General features: G+C 64.4%; 16 protein-coding genes and 1 tRNA gene. 10 read left to right on the top strand and 7 right to left on the bottom strand.

Going from position 1 to position 13,552, the window contains the following annotated elements; translation table 11 throughout:
• Nucleotides 1-67 precede the first annotated feature (67 nt).
• Nucleotides 68-988 carry a bifunctional 5,10-methylenetetrahydrofolate dehydrogenase/5,10-methenyltetrahydrofolate cyclohydrolase gene (locus EJ074_RS22590; protein ID WP_095809532.1) on the bottom strand — a complete coding sequence of 307 codons (921 nt, stop codon included), beginning with the start codon at nt 986-988 and terminating at the stop codon, nt 68-70.
• Between the two features lie 246 nt (nt 989-1,234).
• Between EJ074_RS22590 and EJ074_RS22595 the strand changes: the two genes are divergently transcribed.
• Complete coding sequence (locus EJ074_RS22595) at nt 1,235-1,657, top strand: group II truncated hemoglobin (protein WP_095809531.1); 423 nt, start codon at nt 1,235-1,237, stop codon at nt 1,655-1,657.
• A gap of 51 nt (nt 1,658-1,708) precedes the next feature.
• On the opposite strand, the gene EJ074_RS22600 is transcribed toward EJ074_RS22595, so the two are convergent.
• Nucleotides 1,709-1,798 (bottom strand) — tRNA-Ser (locus tag EJ074_RS22600).
• 499 nt (nt 1,799-2,297) lie between these two features.
• On the opposite strand from EJ074_RS22600, the gene EJ074_RS22605 reads away from it, so the two are divergent.
• The 3 genes from EJ074_RS22605 to EJ074_RS22615 all read left to right on the top strand — a co-directional run bounded on the left by EJ074_RS22605 (nt 2,298) and on the right by EJ074_RS22615 (nt 4,652).
• The gene (locus EJ074_RS22605; RefSeq protein WP_095806358.1) at nt 2,298-2,999 is read left to right on the top strand and encodes a hypothetical protein; all 702 of its coding nucleotides are present in this window, start codon (nt 2,298-2,300) and stop codon (nt 2,997-2,999) included.
• Nucleotides 3,000-3,139: 140 nt separating this feature from the next.
• Entirely contained in the window at nt 3,140-3,460 is a 321-nt protein-coding gene (locus EJ074_RS22610; protein WP_095806357.1) for a hypothetical protein, read from the top strand.
• Nucleotides 3,461-3,662: 202 nt separating this feature from the next.
• Nucleotides 3,663-4,652: a BMP family ABC transporter substrate-binding protein gene (locus EJ074_RS22615; RefSeq protein ID WP_095806356.1), complete on the top strand. Its 990-nt coding sequence runs from the start codon at nt 3,663-3,665 to the stop codon at nt 4,650-4,652.
• Between the two features lie 109 nt (nt 4,653-4,761).
• Here EJ074_RS22615 and EJ074_RS22620 read toward each other — a convergent pair whose 3' ends face one another.
• Genes EJ074_RS22620 through EJ074_RS22630 form a run of 3 tightly spaced genes read right to left on the bottom strand, consistent with a single transcriptional unit; the run spans nt 4,762 to nt 5,786 of the window.
• The gene (locus EJ074_RS22620; RefSeq protein ID WP_095806489.1) at nt 4,762-5,115 is read right to left on the bottom strand and encodes a hypothetical protein; all 354 of its coding nucleotides are present in this window, start codon (nt 5,113-5,115) and stop codon (nt 4,762-4,764) included.
• A 20-nt stretch (nt 5,116-5,135) separates the two neighbouring features.
• A complete protein-coding gene (locus EJ074_RS22625) occupies nt 5,136-5,543 on the bottom strand; it encodes a hypothetical protein (RefSeq protein ID WP_095806355.1) in 408 nt (135 codons plus the stop codon).
• A gap of 33 nt (nt 5,544-5,576) precedes the next feature.
• Nucleotides 5,577-5,786: a SlyX family protein gene (locus tag EJ074_RS22630; RefSeq protein ID WP_095806354.1), complete on the bottom strand. Its 210-nt coding sequence runs from the start codon at nt 5,784-5,786 to the stop codon at nt 5,577-5,579.
• Nucleotides 5,787-5,951: 165 nt separating this feature from the next.
• Between EJ074_RS22630 and EJ074_RS22635 the strand changes: the two genes are divergently transcribed.
• The 6 genes from EJ074_RS22635 (at nt 5,952) to deoA (ending at nt 12,224) form a co-directional block, all read left to right on the top strand.
• On the top strand, nt 5,952-7,484 hold the full coding sequence (locus EJ074_RS22635; protein ID WP_095806353.1) for an ABC transporter ATP-binding protein: 1,533 nt from the start codon (nt 5,952-5,954) through the stop codon (nt 7,482-7,484).
• Nucleotides 7,481-8,620, top strand: coding sequence for an ABC transporter permease (locus EJ074_RS22640; protein ID WP_095806352.1), 1,140 nt, complete (start codon nt 7,481-7,483; stop codon nt 8,618-8,620). Before EJ074_RS22635 ends, EJ074_RS22640 begins: the two co-directional genes overlap by 4 nt.
• Before the next feature lies 1 nt (nt 8,621).
• A complete protein-coding gene (locus EJ074_RS22645; RefSeq protein ID WP_095806351.1) occupies nt 8,622-9,593 on the top strand; it encodes an ABC transporter permease in 972 nt (323 codons plus the stop codon).
• Between the two features lie 119 nt (nt 9,594-9,712).
• Nucleotides 9,713-10,105: a cytidine deaminase gene (gene cdd, locus EJ074_RS22650; protein ID WP_095806350.1), complete on the top strand. Its 393-nt coding sequence runs from the start codon at nt 9,713-9,715 to the stop codon at nt 10,103-10,105.
• Entirely contained in the window at nt 10,102-10,908 is an 807-nt protein-coding gene (locus EJ074_RS22655; protein WP_095806349.1) for a purine-nucleoside phosphorylase, read from the top strand. Before cdd ends, EJ074_RS22655 begins: the two co-directional genes overlap by 4 nt.
• A complete protein-coding gene (gene deoA / locus EJ074_RS22660) occupies nt 10,908-12,224 on the top strand; it encodes a thymidine phosphorylase (RefSeq protein ID WP_095806348.1) in 1,317 nt (438 codons plus the stop codon). The genes EJ074_RS22655 and deoA overlap by 1 nt, the downstream gene beginning before the upstream one ends.
• A gap of 5 nt (nt 12,225-12,229) precedes the next feature.
• On the opposite strand, the gene EJ074_RS22665 is transcribed toward deoA, so the two are convergent.
• Complete coding sequence (locus EJ074_RS22665; RefSeq protein ID WP_095806347.1) at nt 12,230-12,796, bottom strand: TIGR02281 family clan AA aspartic protease; 567 nt, start codon at nt 12,794-12,796, stop codon at nt 12,230-12,232.
• Nucleotides 12,797-12,901: 105 nt separating this feature from the next.
• Entirely contained in the window at nt 12,902-13,531 is a 630-nt protein-coding gene (upp, locus tag EJ074_RS22670; protein ID WP_095806346.1) for a uracil phosphoribosyltransferase, read from the bottom strand.
• Nucleotides 13,532-13,552: the final 21 nt, after the last annotated feature.

The raw sequence follows: 13,552 nt of genomic DNA on the forward strand, positions 1-13,552 counted from the left end.
GCGTCGCGCTGAAAGCATTCTGCCGACGCTCCCGCAATCAATATGGATCGTGCGCTCGCTCGCGCCTTCACTCCGCCGCGAGCTTGTCCGCCACGCCATAGGTCGCCTGGTAGAGCGCGCGCTGGCGGCTGAGCGCGACCATGGTGTTGCGCAGCAGGATCGCCACCGTGATCGGGCCGACGCCGCCCGGCACCGGCGTGATCCATGAGGCGACGTGCCTGACGCTGTCGGTGTCGACGTCGCCGACGATGCGGCTTTCGCCGTCCGGTCCGGTCTCCGCATTGATGCCGATGTCGATCACGGCAGCACCCGGCTTGACCATGTCGGCCTTGATCAGCCGCGGCTTCCCGACGGCGACGAACAGCGCATCGGCGCGCCGCGCATGCGCCGCCACCGAGCGCGTCATGTGATGGCACACCGTCACGGTGGCGCCCTCGCTCATCAGCAGGAAGGCGATCGGCTTGCCGACGATCTCGGAATGGCCGACGACCACTACCTCGAGCCCCTTGAGGTCGAGACCCGTCTCTTTCAGCAGTTGGACGGAAGCAGCTGCCGTGCACGGGGCGAGATCGAGTTGGTTGTAGACGATGTTGCCGATCGAAGCCGGATGCATGCCCTCGACGTCCTTGAGCGGATGCACCGCCGCCTGCAGCGTCTTGATCGGGATATGCGCCGGGACCGGCCGCTGGATGATGATGCCGGTGACGCGCGGATCGGCGTTGAGCCCGTGGATCGCCGCTTCCAGCTCGCCTGCTGTGATATCGGCGGCGAAGCGCCGCTCCTCGAAGCCGATGCCGGCAAGCTCGGCCTTGGCGCGCTGGTTGCGGACATAGACCTCGACCGCGGCGGTGTCGCCGACGGTGATCGACACCAGCTTCGGCGCAAAGCCTTCGGCGGTGGCGATCGCCGCTTCGTCGCGCACGGAAGCGATGATGCGATTTGCGACCGGGCCACCCTTGAGATAGCGGCTGTCGTCAGACCGGGACATGGCTAAGACCTCCTGTCTTGGATTCAGATCGATACAGCTTGCGTCGATCATGCCTGTACATTATTCTTCTCATTAAAGATATTTTCCATATGTGCAACTCGTCGATGGAGGAGTGCCCGATGCCGAACACGCTCTATCCTTCGAAACGTTGTGGCCCGCCGCAGCTTCGTCAGGCGCGACTTATGGCGACGCACTTGTCGCTGCCGCACCACCGCTCCAAGAAACCTCGTCCACAGCCCTGACGATATGGAACCACTCGCAAGAGACAGCCTTCTCTCGCAGATCGGCGGCGAAACGGTGCTGCGCGGCTTGGTCAACGCCTTCTACGATCTGATCGAGACGGATCCACGCGGAAAGTCGTTGTTGCGATTGCTTTTTCGCGGACATGGTGTCGACCACGCGCGCGAAGAACAATTCAACTTCCTGTGCGGCTTCCTCGGCGGTCCCCGCCATTATCTGGAAAAGCACGGTCACATGGACGTGCGCCTCATGCATGCGCATGTGCCGATCTCGGCAGCCGACGCCGAGGACTGGCTGGCGCTTATGGATCAGGCGATCGCCAGCATGCAGCTCTCAGGTCCTCCTGTCGACAAGATGCGCGTCGCATTCCGCCGTGTCGCCTTGATGCTGGTCAACGATCTTGGGGAATGGGGAGTGCGAAAAGCGTAGCGCAGCGGCTCTGTTGGACTAGGCGGAGCGATGCGAACCTCAACGGTTTGCTGGCGGAGAGAGCGGGATTCGAACCCGCGTTACGGTTTCCCGTAAACACACTTTCCAGGCGTGCGCCTTCAACCACTCGGCCACCTCTCCGTCCTTGCATTCGCGCCGGCCGGTTTCGCCGCGCGGGTTGGGAGATGCATCTCCTTCGGGAAGTCCCAGTCGGGACCAGATGGGGGTGCCTTCAACCGGCGGGCAGCCCTTTCCCAGCGCCTGCAGCCGTTCAGGCAAACAAGGCGCGGGGCTCATCTAGTCGATCCTAAAGCGAATGCCAAGCCATAATGGCATCGCAAAGGCTTTTGCCGTGGATGGCCTTAAAGCGCGTCGCTCTGAAACGGAATGAGGCGGCGCGCTTTGATTGTCCCGGAACCGCTGCACACTTTCGGGCGACATGCATCAAGCCGGGCTTTCACAAAGGGGCCGGCGTTGGAATGATGTGCACAGGCCGTTTCGGCCGGGTTGCCGCGCTTGACTTCGGCCCCGGCGGCCTGTCGAGTGCCTGAATTCACTGTTTTCTGCGCAATTCCGGACGCGACAACCGCTGTGCTTTTCCTGGAACTGCCTGGGCTTTGCGAGGGGGCATCGTCCTGACATGGCGTCGATCGACCAGCAACCGAGGGGCAGGCCGGACAGCGGGCTCTCCTACGTCCCGGTAGCCTGGCTGATCATCGTCATGGGCCTATCCGCCTACGGCCTGATCTCGAACTGGCGGCTGATCGGTGACTTCAACCTGCCGGAAAGCGTCTCCTTCCTGATCTACAGCGGGCTGGCCGGCGGCGTCGTCACCATTCTGTGGGGCCTTTACCTGCTTGGCCTTGCCTTCAACCGGTCGGCGCGTTTCCCACGCCACTACACCATCTGGCAGGGGGCCATCATTCTGTGGCTCGTCCTGCGGCAGGCCTACACGCTCATGGTGCCCGACTTCGTCTTCTCGGCCGAAGCGCTGGGCTTCACGATCGCCGAAATCGCCATCGGCCTGCTCTGCATCTATTTGCTGCGGCGCGGTGCCGGAGCCGAAGCGGTCTATGCCAATCCTGAGACCGAGCGCCCGTCGCTGCTGGTCTCGCTGCTTGCGGCCTTGCTCGGAATCATCGTCGGCGGCGCCATCGGCGCCTGCGCCGGATTTTTCGCAGGGTCGCTGATCGCGGACGCAACCCATATGAGCTGCTTCGAGGGCGCCTGCGGGTTTTTCGCCGTCTTCGTCGGCCTTGCAGGGCTGGTGGTCGGGGCGATCGCGGGCGCAATCTTCGCCGTCTGGCGCGTCAACCGGCGAAAGACAGCGCCGGCGGCCTAAAGATCCCTTCCAAAAAAGGGTGGGGCCGGATTTTTCAGCGGGGAATGCGCGGTTCAAAATCGCGTGTCGCGATTGCGCGCCGGCAGCGCAGGCCCTATGTCGGTTGCGGGGCAGATGGGAGCTTTCCCGGGGAGCGTTGGATGCTGCGTTTCATCTTCCGGCTGGCGGCAATGGTTGCGCTGTCGATTTCCGTGATCATGGCGGTGATCGACGCTACACGCTCGGTCGCGGCATCGGCCCTCGTCATGACGCCGCTCAACACCAGTTGGCTCGCGGTGTCGCCCGATACCCGCGCGGCCTTCGAGACCTATGTGCGCGCCAAGGCCAATCCGCTGGTCTGGGACGCCGCCATCGCCTGGGTGCTCGGCCAGCCGGGCTTCGCGGTGTTCGCGCTGCTGGCGTTCCTGCTCTACGCCGTCGGCTACCGGCGGCGGCGCCATGAATTCGCTCCCAGCAACTGACACGAACCGCGGTCGCATGGGCTGAACTGGCCCGTCCGTCCGGTTTTCCAAAAGGTCAAAATTCCGCGTGAATTTTGTTTCGGGCCGTGCCAGATTGGCCGCGAGCGGGAGGGGCACGCACTTCCTGCCGGTGCCGCATGCCCGCCGGAGAACCGGGCAGGTCAGCGGTGCAACGGAAAATAACCGACAGGGTGTGGATCACATGAAACGTATCGTTCTCGGCCTCCTGGCCGCAACCGCAATGGTTCTTCCGGCCTTCGCCGCGGATGTGCAGCCGGCCATCCTCTACGATCTGGGCGGCAAGTTCGACAAATCCTTCAACGAGGCCGCCTTTCATGGCGCCGAGAAGTTCAAGGCCGAAACCGGGGTCGCTTACGTCGAATTCGAAGTGTCCAACGCCTCGCAGCGCGAGCAGGCGCTGCGCCGCTTCGCCGAGGACGGCCGCAACCCGATCGTGATGGCCGGCTTTGCCTGGGAAGATGCGCTGAAGAAGGTCGCGGCAGAATATACCGACCTCAACTTCGCCATCATCGACGATGCCGTCGACCTGCCCAATGTCCGCTCGCTGGTCTTCAAGGAGAACGAGGGCTCCTACCTCGTCGGCATCATGGCGGCGATGGCCTCGAAGTCGAAGAAGGTCAGCTTCGTCGGCGGCATGGACATTCCGCTGATCCGCAAGTTCGAATGCGGCTATGTCGGGGGTGCCAAATCCGCGGGCGCAACCGAGGTCATCCAGAACATGACCGGTGACACGCCGGCGGCATGGAATGACCCGGCCAAGGGTGGCGAGATCGCCAAGACGCAAATCGACCAGGGCTCCGACGTCGTCTACGCGGCCGCCGGCGGCACCGGAGTCGGCGTGCTGCAGGCGGCGGCAGATGCCGGCAAGCTCGGCATCGGCGTCGATTCCAACCAGAACGGGCTGCAGCCCGGCAAGGTGCTGACCTCGATGCTGAAGCGCGTCGACGTTGCCGTGTACAACGCCTTCATGGACGGCAAGAACGGCACCTTCAAGGGCGGCGTCGAAAACCTCGGCCTCAAGGAAGGCGGAGTCGACTACGCCATGGATGACAACAACAAGGCGCTGGTGACCGACGAGATGAAGGCCGCTGTCGAAAAGGCCAAGGCCGACATCATCGCCGGCAAGATCGAGGTGCATGACTACACCTCGGACAACAACTGCCCATATTGATCAGCGACGGAGCTGGATTTTTGGACCGCCGGGCGAAAGCCCGGCGGTTTCGCTTTTCCGGCAGCCCCCAAAGTGGAGCGAGGCAGCGTTCTGTGGAAAGCTGAATCGCTCAACGTTTGGACATCATCGCCTGGATCCGCTCTTTCAAGATACGATACTGCTCAAGCGAGGTATCAGAAAAGGCTTCGCTGCGATCCGATCGAAGATCGAGGTAGGTTGGGGGCACAGGGAATTGACTTTGAGAGAAATCCAGACGCCTGCCATCTACGAGATTGTAAAAATGCCAGGCGCCGTCGACATCGGTTTTTGCGATATCGCCTCCGAGGAGATCCTGAACGACGAGCGCTGAAACACTGCACTGGCCCTTTGCCGGATTTTCCGGCAACCACTTCGAGGAAGTCTCGACAGACCAGGCGTTTTGCAAGGCAGATCGCAGAGCCTCGATTGGTTCTGGCTGGCTCATCGTGCTTCCCGGACTGCTGTTCATAGCGAGCCGGCGAGATAGCCTAGCGCGAAAACTGCCAGCAGGGCGAGCGCGATCACAAATCCAAGCCTGCGACCGAGGGAATGCAGACCGACTCCGTAAGGCTTGCGCTCGAGCCTGTGGATCACAATGGGCGGCGGCCTCGCTTCGGCGTCGGCGAGGCCGGCAAGCCGCAGCTGCGGCAGGTCGGCGAGCCCGCGCTGGACAAGGCGCCAGCGCTCGTCGGAAACCGCGTTTGCCGGCTCTGCCGGACCCAAGCCACGCATGCGCTCGGCAAGCCTCAGCACAGCATTGCGAAAGGCGGGGTCGACCTTAAGGTCGCGCTCGGCGCGCGCCCGCTCCCGTTCATCCATCAGACCGAAAACATAGTCGCCGGCCCTTGCGATGCGGTCTCCTTCACCTGGCATGACCGTCCTTCTTAAAGCTCGTTTTCTTACGGCTCACCAGTGCGGCGGCTTGGTCACCGGCACGTCGGGAGACGCCTGCTCCTCCAGGGCGAGGAACCGGTCGGCAAGGGCGGCAAGCTTGCGTTCCATGCGCTCGATCACCTTCCATTGCTCGGCGAGCTGGCCGGACAGTTCCTCGATCGTCTTTTCCTGCTCGGCGGCGCGGATTTCCAGCGTCGTCAGCCGATCCTCAGGCATGGTCATTCAAAACCCGGTCTCCGTGAATGTGAAGCTCTCGGCCACCTTCGAAATTGACAAGCGCGGGGGGATTTGTCGAGAGTGAATGGCGTTCCGGCCAATTGGCACGGGCGGGGCATCATGCTAGGCGTTTTGACCAAGCGATAAAAAAATAAGAGTGGGACAGGCTGCATGGCGCAGGCCGCAATCGAGCTCATAGGCATCAACAAGAGTTTCGGCGCCGTGCGCGCCAATCGCGACATCAATTTGGAAGTTGCGCGCGGCACGATCCACGGGATTGTCGGCGAGAACGGCGCCGGCAAGTCGACGCTGATGTCGATTCTTTATGGCTTCTACCAGGCCGACAGCGGCGAAATCCGCGTCGGCGGCAAACCGGTGTCGATCACCACCTCCAACGACGCGATCGCGCTTGGCATCGGCATGGTGCACCAGCATTTCATGCTGGTCGACAATTTCACCGTGCTGGAAAATGTCATCCTCGGGGCTGAAAACGATGCGCTCTTGAAGAGCAGCATCGCCAAGGCGCGTTCGGAGCTCGAGCGTCTCGAGCGCGAATACGGCCTGGAGGTCGATCCGGACGCCATCATCGAGGAATTGCCGGTCGGCCTGCAGCAGCGGGTCGAAATCCTGAAGGCGCTCTATCGCGGCGCCGAGATCCTGATCCTCGACGAGCCGACAGGGGTGCTGACGCCGGCCGAGGCCGACCACCTCTTCCGCATCCTCAAGCAATTGAAGGAGCAGGGAAAGACGGTGGTGCTGATCACCCACAAGCTGCGCGAGATCATGGCCATCACCGACACCGTCTCGGTCATGCGGCAGGGCACGATGGTGGCGACAAGGGTCACCAAGGAGACCACGGTCGGCGAACTGGCCGAACTGATGGTCGGGCGGCGCGTGCTGCTCCGGGTCGAGAAGGGTGAGTCGGAAGCCGGCGCGATAAAACTCTCGGTCAAGAACCTGACGGTGAAGGACCAGCGCGGGGTCACCATGGTCGACGACGTCTCCTTCGACGTGCGCGGCGGCGAGATCGTCGGCATCGCCGGCGTCGCCGGCAACGGCCAGTCCGAGCTGCTCGAAGCGATCTCCGGCATCCGCCACGCCGTCTCCGGCGAGGTCATGCTGGGCGGCAAGCCGGTCGACCTCACCGGCAAGGCCGATCCGGGCGAATTGCGCGACCGCGGCCTCGCCCATGTGCCGGAGGACCGCCATCATGTCGGGCTGGTGCTGGCCTTCGAGGAGAACGAGAATTCGATCCTCGGCTATCACGACGACGAGCGCTATCTGAAGGGGCCGTTCCTCAACGTCGACGCCATCCTGGCCGACGCGAAGGACAAGATCGAGAAATACGACATCCGCCCCGGCAATCCGCGGCTGAAGACCGCCAATTTCTCCGGCGGCAACCAGCAGAAGATCGTGCTGGCGCGTGAGATGGAGCAGGACCCCGGCGTGCTGATCGTCGGCCAGCCGACCCGCGGCGTCGATGTCGGCGCCATCGAGTTCATCCACAAGCGGCTGATCGCCATGCGCGACCAGGGCAAGGCGGTGCTGGTGGTATCGGTCGAGCTCGACGAGATACGCTCGCTCTCCGATCGCATCCTGGTGATGTTTGCCGGCCGCATCGTCGGCGAGCGCGGCCCGGAGGCGACAGAAGGCGAGCTTGGCCTGCTGATGGCCGGTGTCGAGCACCAGGAGGCCGCCGAATGAGCACGCCTTACGCCAAGCTGCCGGCCTGGGCCGATTACGGGCTGATCCCGCTGATCAACCTGTCGGTCGCCTTCGTCGTCGCCGGCTTCGTCGTCATGCTGGTCGGCGAGAACCCGTTCCGCGCCGCCGTCATCCTGGTCGAAGGCGCCTTCGGCAGGGGATCCGGCATCGCCTTCACGCTGTTCTACGCCACCACCTTCATCTTCAGCGGGCTGTCGGTGGCGGTCGCCGTCCATTGCGGGCTGTTCAACATCGGCGGCGAGGGGCAGGGCTACATAGCCGGCCTCGGCATCGGCATCGTCTGCCTCGCCTTCGACAGCATCCTGCCGTGGTGGCTGACCTTCCCGCTGGCGATCATCGCCTCGGCCGGCATGGGTGCGCTATGGGCGCTGATCCCGGCCTATCTGCAGGCCAAGCGCGGCTCGCATATCGTCATCACCACCATCATGTTCAACTTCATCGCCGCCAGCGTCATGGTCTATGCGCTGGTCGACGTCCTGAAGCCGGCCGGCTCGATGGCGCCGCAGACGCGCAACTTCCTGCCCGGCGCGGAGCTGCCGAAGCTCAACTGGATCCTCGAGCTGTTTGGCGCCAAGATCCGCTCGGCGCCGCTCAACGTCTGCTTCCTGCTGGCGCTGGCGATGGCCTTCCTGGTCTGGCTGCTGATCTGGCGCACCCGGCTCGGCTACGAGATGCGCACCTATGGCCACAGCCCGAAGGCGGCGCGCTATGCCGGCATTTCGGAAACCCGCATCATCCTCATCGCCATGGTGCTCTCCGGCGCGCTGGCCGGCATGATGGCGCTCAACCCGGTGATGGGCGACCAGCACAATGTCGCGCTCGACTTCGTCTCCGGCGCCGGCTTCGTCGGCATCGCGGTGGCGCTGATGGGGCGCTCGCATCCGGTCGGCATCGTGCTGGCGGCGATCCTGTTCGGCATGCTCTACCAGGGCGGCGCCGAGCTCGCCTTCGAGATGCCGGCGATCAGCCGCGACATGATCGTCATCATCCAAGGCTTGGTGATCCTGTTCGCCGGCGCGCTGGAGCACATGTTCAGGCCATACATCCAGGCGCTGTTCGCCTCCTTCAGCCCGAAATCGGTCGGCATGCAGGCGGTCAAGGGCAAGGGGGCCTGAGATGGACACTTTCAACGCCATCATCCAGGTGCTGGACTCGACCATCCGCCTCTCGGTGCCGCTGCTGCTCGCCTGCCTCGCCGGCCTCTATTCGGAGCGGGCCGGCATCTTCGACATCGGCCTCGAAGGCAAGATGCTGGTCGGCGCCTTTGCCGGCGCGGCCGCGGCGTCGGTCTTCCATTCCGCCTGGATCGGCCTTGCCATGGCCATCCTGATCGCAATCGCCTTCGCGCTGGTGCACGGCTTTGCCTCGATCACCCATCGCGGCAACCAGATCGTGTCCGGCGTGGCGATCAACTTCGTCGCCGCCGGCTCGACCATCATCCTCGGCCAGGCCTGGTTCGAGCAGGGCGGACGCACACCGGCGCTGCAGCCCGGCGAGCGGTTCGAGGCGATCATCTGGCCGGGCGCCGACGCGGTCAGGGGGGTGCCGATCCTCGGGCCGATCTATTCCGAGCTGATCTCCGGCCATTCGATCCTGGTCTACTTCGCCTTCGCCATGGTGCCGTTCACCTGGTGGGTGCTGTTCCGCACCCGCTTCGGGCTGCGCATGCGCGCGGTCGGCGAGAACCCGGCCGCCGTCGACACCGCCGGCATCTCGGTCGCCTGGCTGCGCTACCGCGCGCTGATCTGCACCGGCGTGCTTACCGGCGTTGCCGGCGCCTATCTCTCCATGGTGCAGAACGGCGGCTTCGTGAAGGACATGACCGCAGGCAAGGGCTACATCGCGCTGGCGGCGCTGATCTTCGCCAAGTGGAAGCCGGTCAACGCCATGTTCGCCTGCCTGCTGTTCGGCTTCCTCGACGCGCTGTCGATCCGCCTGCAGGGCACGCCGCTGCCGATCATCGGCAAGGTGCCGGTGCAGTTCATGCAGGCGCTGCCCTATGTGCTCACCGTCATCCTGCTCGCCGGGTTCATCGGCAAGGCGATCCCGCCGCGCGCCGGCGGTGTGCCTTACGTCAAGGAACGTTGAGATCGAGAGCGCTGAGCATCTGGAAATACTGGGTCTGGGAAGGTTGGGACACATGCGCAGAATTGGCGCGGCCCCGACGCGACCGGCTTTTGAACAAGATCGTCGGAGAGAAGTACTGAATGTCGCATGATCTGTTCAAGGCGGCGAAGGCGGCGATGACGAAGGCCTATGCGCCCTATTCGAAATTTCCGGTCGGAGCGGCGCTGCGCACCGAGGACGGGCGCGTCTTCACCGGCGCCAATGTGGAGGTGGCGTCCTATCCCGAAGGCTGGTGCGCCGAGACCACGGCGCTTGCCCATTATGTGATGGGCGGCGGCGGCAAGATCACCGAGATCGCCGTCATCGCGAAACGCATGGCCAAATGCTCGCCCTGCGGCGGCTGTCGGCAAAGGCTGGCGGAGTTCTGCCGGCCGGACACGAAACTCTATCTCTGCGACAATGGCGGCGTCGTCGAGACAGTGACCATGGGCGACATGCTGCCTTTCGGCTTCAAGGGCGACACATTGATATGAAGGAAGCGCTGGATCATCTGGTCGAGAAACTGGACGGGCTGGCGCCGGCCACGGCCCTTGTGCTGGGCTCCGGCCTTGGCGGCCTGGTCGACCAGGTCGAGGACGCCCGCCGCATTTCCTATGCCGATCTGCCGGGCTTCCCGCGCAGCGGGGTCTCAGGCCACGCCGGCGAGGTGGTGGCAGGGCATTTCGCCGGGACCCCGGTGCTGATGCTGTCCGGCCGCGCGCATTATTACGAGCACGGCAATGCCGCGGCGATGCGCCCGGCGCTGGAGGTGCTTGCCGGTCTCGGCATCTCGCATCTCATCCTCACCAACGCCGCCGGCTCGCTTGATCCGGGGATGGGTCCGGGATCGGTGATGCTGATCACCGATCACATCAATTTCTCCGGCTCCAACCCCTTGATCGGGGAGCCGAGCGACCGCCGTTTCGTCGGCCTCACCGGGGCTTACGATGCCGGGCTGCGCAAGGCGGTCGAGACGGCGGCCGAAGCGACCGGCACGGCGCTGCATCAAGGCGTCTACATGTGGTTCTCGGGACCCTGCTTCGAGACGCCGGCCGAGATCCGCATGGCGCGCATCATGGGCGCCAACGCCGTCGGCATGTCGACCGTGCCGGAAGTGATCCTCGCGCGCTTTCTCGGCCTCAAGGTCGCCGCCTGTTCGGTCATCACCAACCTGGCGGCAGGCATGACCGGGGCGGAACTCTCGCATCAGGAAACCAAGGACATGGCGCCGGTCGGCGGCGCGCGGCTGGCGACGATCCTGCGGCGCGTCTTCGAAAACGGCCTGGCCGAAAGCTGATGCTCCCGCAGGAAATCATCCGCCGCAAGCGCGACGGCCACAAACTCTCGGCGACGGAGATCGCGACCTTCATCGAGGGAGTTGCGGCGGGCACGCTCTCGGAGGGCCAGATCGGCGCCTTTGCGATGGCCGTGTTCCTGCAAGGCATGAGCCGTGAGGAAGCGATAGCGCTGACGATCGCCATGCGCGATTCCGGCGACGTGCTCGACTGGTCGGATTTGCCGGGGCCGGTCACCGACAAGCATTCGACCGGCGGGGTCGGAGACAATGTCTCGCTGATGCTGGCGCCGATCGTCGCTGCCTGCGGCGCCTATGTGCCGATGATCTCGGGCCGCGGGCTCGGCCACACCGGCGGCACGCTCGACAAGATGGATGCCATTCCCGGTTACATCACTCAGCCGGATTTGGCGCGCTTGCACAAAACCGTGCTGGAGGCCGGCTGCGCCATCATCGGCCAGACCGCCGATCTGGCGCCGGCCGACCGCCGGCTCTATGCGATCCGCGATGTGACGGGCACGGTGGAGTCGGTGCCGCTGATCACGGCTTCGATCCTGTCGAAGAAACTCGCCGCGGGGCTCGGTTCGCTGGTGCTCGACGTCAAGGTCGGCAACGGCGCCTTCATGGAGAAGTCGCGTGATGCGGCGGCATTGGCAAACAGCCTGGTCGAGGTCGCCAATGGCGCCGGGTTGAAAGCCTCGGCATTGGTCACCGGCATGAACGAGCCGCTGGCCTCGGCTGCCGGTAATGCGGTCGAAGTCCGGAACGCGGTCGACTTTCTCACCGGGCGGTTCCGCGACCGGCGGCTGGAGGACGTCACGCTGGCCCTGGCCGCCGAGATGCTGCAGTCGGCGGGTATCGTTTCGTCCAACCAGGACGGGCTCAGGCGGGCCGCCGAGACGCTTGCGGGCGGCCGCGCGGCGGCCGTGTTCTCGCGCATGGTTGCGGCGCTGGGCGGACCGGCCGATTTCGTCGAGCGTTCGGAGAAATACCTGCCCAAAGCGCCGATCGAACGGGCGGCAAAGGCGGGCGAGAACGGCTTCGTCACCGGCATCGCGACGCGCGACATTGGGCTTGTTGTCGTGGCGCTGGGCGGCGGACGCACGCGTCCGGACGACAAGATCGATCACGCCGTCGGCCTGACCAGGCTCTTGCCGGTCGGCGCGGAGGTGCGGGCGGGCGAGGCGCTGGCGCTGATCCATGCGCGAACCGAGGCGGAAGCGGAGAATGCGGCGATCGCGGTGCGTTCAGCCTACACGGTCGGAACGTCGAAGCCGTCGGCTGAAAAGACCGTGCTCAGGCGAATCCTGCTGCGCTGAGCGCCCTACTGCACGAGCAGCAGTTCGCCGTTTTCGACCTGATATTTCTGCAGCCTCTGCAGGAAGCTCATGCCGATCAGATTGGTTTGCAGCGCGCGGTCGTCGAGCACCACAGCCTGGACGTTGTCGACGGATATCTTGCCGATCTGCAGGCGTTCGAGGGTGACCACCGCGGCCTTGATGGGGCCGTTCGCCGTATTCACCTGCTGGGTAAAATCCGACTGGTTGAGCGAGATGCCGATCCGGCGCGCGGTCGAGGTGTTGATGGCGACCAGTGTGGCGCCGGTGTCGATCATGCCGTCGATCTGACGGCCGTTGAACCTGAACTGCGAGGTGAAATGGCCGCGCGCGTCGGCGCTGACCACGACCTTGCGGCCAAGCGGCAACAGCGTTGCCGGCTTGTCGGGGGCCGAGGCGAGACTGAGGTCCGGCTGGGCGTCCGGCGCCGCCGGCCTGGAAGCGACCGCCGACTTGAGCAGGCTGTCGACCAGTTGCGGATTCGATTGATAGATGATCGGGATCGATGCCGAAGTCCCGGTAAACACGCCAAGGATGAGAAGCTTGCGTAGCATGACTGGGCCTCGTGAAGGTCCATTCGTAGCGCCGGCATGGTGATTGCCGCTTTAACGCGCGGCGGAACCGCGCCCTTGCGTAAACGGCTGGTTAACGCCTTGCGCTCACTTGGTCCCGTACATGCGGTCGCCAGCGTCGCCGAGGCCGGGCATGATGTAGCCCTTTTCGTTCAATTGGCGGTCGATCGAAGCCGTGAAGATCGGGACATCCGGATGCGCCTTGGTGAAGCGCTCGATTCCTTCAGGTGCTGCAAGCAGGCAGAGGAAACGGATATTGGTCGCGCCGCGGCCCTTCAGCTTGTCGATCGCCGCGATCGCAGAATTGGCGGTGGCCAGCATCGGGTCGACGACGATCACGAGCCGGTCGGCCAGGTCGCTCGGCGCCTTGAAGAAGTATTCGACCGCTTCGAGCGTCTCGTGGTCGCGGTAGAGGCCGATATGGGCGACGCGCGCCGCGGGAACCAGGTCGAGCAGGCCTTCGAGCAGGCCATTGCCGGCGCGAAGCACGGAGGCGAAGACCAGCTTCTTGCCCTCCAGCACCGGCGCTTCCATCTCCTCGATCGGCGTCTCGATCGTGGTGGTGGTCAGCTCGAGTTTGCGGGTCACCTCATAACCCAGGAGCAACGAGATCTCGCGCAACAGCCGCCGGAAGCCGGCCGTCGACGTCTCCTTCTTGCGCATGATGCTGAGCTTGTGCTGGACAAGGGGATGGTCGACGACGGTGACGCCCTGCATGGTCTGCTCCAGAATGGTGAA

This window comes from Mesorhizobium sp. M3A.F.Ca.ET.080.04.2.1, assembly GCF_003952525.1.
In the GTDB taxonomy this organism is placed as follows: domain Bacteria; phylum Pseudomonadota; class Alphaproteobacteria; order Rhizobiales; family Rhizobiaceae; genus Mesorhizobium.

Bases quoted from the DNA above. Each gene is read 5' to 3' on its own strand.
- EJ074_RS22590 (WP_095809532.1), bottom strand. From the start codon at position 988: ATGTCCCGGTCTGACGACAGCCGCTATCTCAAGGGTGGCCCGGTCGCA.
- EJ074_RS22595 (WP_095809531.1), top strand. From the start codon at position 1,235: ATGGAACCACTCGCAAGAGACAGCCTTCTCTCGCAGATCGGCGGCGAA.
- EJ074_RS22605 (WP_095806358.1), top strand. From the start codon at position 2,298: ATGGCGTCGATCGACCAGCAACCGAGGGGCAGGCCGGACAGCGGGCTC.
- EJ074_RS22610 (WP_095806357.1), top strand. From the start codon at position 3,140: ATGCTGCGTTTCATCTTCCGGCTGGCGGCAATGGTTGCGCTGTCGATT.
- EJ074_RS22615 (WP_095806356.1), top strand. From the start codon at position 3,663: ATGAAACGTATCGTTCTCGGCCTCCTGGCCGCAACCGCAATGGTTCTT.
- EJ074_RS22620 (WP_095806489.1), bottom strand. From the start codon at position 5,115: ATGAGCCAGCCAGAACCAATCGAGGCTCTGCGATCTGCCTTGCAAAAC.
- EJ074_RS22625 (WP_095806355.1), bottom strand. From the start codon at position 5,543: ATGCCAGGTGAAGGAGACCGCATCGCAAGGGCCGGCGACTATGTTTTC.
- EJ074_RS22630 (WP_095806354.1), bottom strand. From the start codon at position 5,786: ATGACCATGCCTGAGGATCGGCTGACGACGCTGGAAATCCGCGCCGCC.
- EJ074_RS22635 (WP_095806353.1), top strand. From the start codon at position 5,952: ATGGCGCAGGCCGCAATCGAGCTCATAGGCATCAACAAGAGTTTCGGC.
- EJ074_RS22640 (WP_095806352.1), top strand. From the start codon at position 7,481: ATGAGCACGCCTTACGCCAAGCTGCCGGCCTGGGCCGATTACGGGCTG.
- EJ074_RS22645 (WP_095806351.1), top strand. From the start codon at position 8,622: ATGGACACTTTCAACGCCATCATCCAGGTGCTGGACTCGACCATCCGC.
- cdd (WP_095806350.1), top strand. From the start codon at position 9,713: ATGTCGCATGATCTGTTCAAGGCGGCGAAGGCGGCGATGACGAAGGCC.
- EJ074_RS22655 (WP_095806349.1), top strand. From the start codon at position 10,102: ATGAAGGAAGCGCTGGATCATCTGGTCGAGAAACTGGACGGGCTGGCG.
- deoA (WP_095806348.1), top strand. From the start codon at position 10,908: ATGCTCCCGCAGGAAATCATCCGCCGCAAGCGCGACGGCCACAAACTC.
- EJ074_RS22665 (WP_095806347.1), bottom strand. From the start codon at position 12,796: ATGCTACGCAAGCTTCTCATCCTTGGCGTGTTTACCGGGACTTCGGCA.
- upp (WP_095806346.1), bottom strand. From the start codon at position 13,531: ATGCAGGGCGTCACCGTCGTCGACCATCCCCTTGTCCAGCACAAGCTC.